This window comes from Bacillus sp. IT-79MI2 (genome assembly GCF_949768135.1).
GTDB classification, from domain to species: domain Bacteria; phylum Bacillota; class Bacilli; order Bacillales; family Bacillaceae_G; genus Bacillus_A; species Bacillus_A pseudomycoides.
The window spans coordinates 1-1,245 of the sequence record NZ_CATKPV010000122.1 but is presented as its reverse complement, the minus strand read 5'-3'; the positions used below and the strand labels follow the sequence as shown (position 1 = coordinate 1,245).

Genomic DNA, 1,245 nt, shown 5'->3' with positions numbered 1-1,245 from the left:
GAATAGTGGTACATGAAAAAAACACCTCCTGAATTCGCATACTAAGTATGCAAATTCAACGGAGGTGTTTTTCATTTGAAAGAAAGAGTACATTACCCAGAAGAAATAAAGTGGAAAGTGATTGAGATGAAAAAGGATGGTTATTCAAATCGTACCATTATGGAGACACTCGGAATTAAAAATGTTTCCCAAATTAAGACATGGATGAAATGGTATCGTACAGATCAAACGTATCGTTTTCAACAACCTGTAGGAAAACAATATTCTTATGGAAAAGGACCAAAAGAGCTAAGTGAATTGGAACAGCTACGATTAGAAAATAAACATTTAAAAACAAAATTACTTGTATGGGGAAAGTATCTGGAAATCGAAAGGAGCTGAAACCACATACCGTTATTACCCTATGGAATGAATTAAAAACAAAATTAACCGTACAAGAACTGTGTAAAGTATTAGAATTACCACGTTCCACATTTTATCGTTGGTTACAGATAACCGAACGCCCTAAAGACGAGATAGAAGAGAAAGTAAAGAAGGTCTGCCTTAGGCATAAATTACGGTATGGATATCGAAGAGTGACCGCCACTCTTCGAAAAACGGGGCTGTGTGTCAATCATAAAAAAGTATTACGGATCATGAAACAATATCATATACTCTCAAAAGTTCGTCGTAAGAAAAAGAAATATATCAATGGTGCTGAACCAGTCGTAGCTCCTCATCGATTGGAACGTCAATTCGAATCATCAGCCCCAAATGAAAAGTGGTTTACGGATGTGACTTACCTATTATTTGGAGAGCGTACATTGTATTTATCAACGATTATGGATGCCTTTAATCGTGAAATTATTAGTTATGTCATCAGTGAATCACAAACTTTAACATTAGCGATGAAGACATTAAAACAAGCAATGAGAGGGCGAAAAGTAAAAGATGTCATCCTTCACTCGGATCAAGGAAGTATTTATACTGCGAAGGAATTTCAAGCATATGCCAAAGAAAAAGGCATTATCACCAGCATGTCCCGGAGAGGAAATTGCCATGATAATGCCGTCATGGAAAGCTTCTTTGGTCATTTAAAAAGCGAAGCTTTCTACTCACAAAAGATAACAAAAGTATCCAACACAACTGTGCGAAAGATTGTGCTAGAATACATTCATTACTACAATTGTGTGCGAATTCAAGAAAAATTAAACCACCTATCCCCTAAAGAATATAGGGAACAGATGGTTTAGGTGTTTTGATATG

1 protein-coding gene is annotated in these 1,245 nt (G+C 36.0%); it reads left to right on the top strand.

Annotation, left to right across the window (positions count from 1 at the left end; translation table 11 throughout):
* The first annotated feature begins 75 nt into the window (after nt 1-75).
* Nucleotides 76-1,232, top strand: a protein-coding gene (locus ACM6HU_RS26420; protein WP_098116938.1) for an IS3 family transposase whose coding sequence is annotated in 2 segments (ribosomal slippage) — nt 76-328 and nt 328-1,232 — 1,158 coding nt in all. Because the reading frame shifts where the segments join, the coding sequence is not laid out codon by codon here.
* Nucleotides 1,233-1,245: the final 13 nt, after the last annotated feature.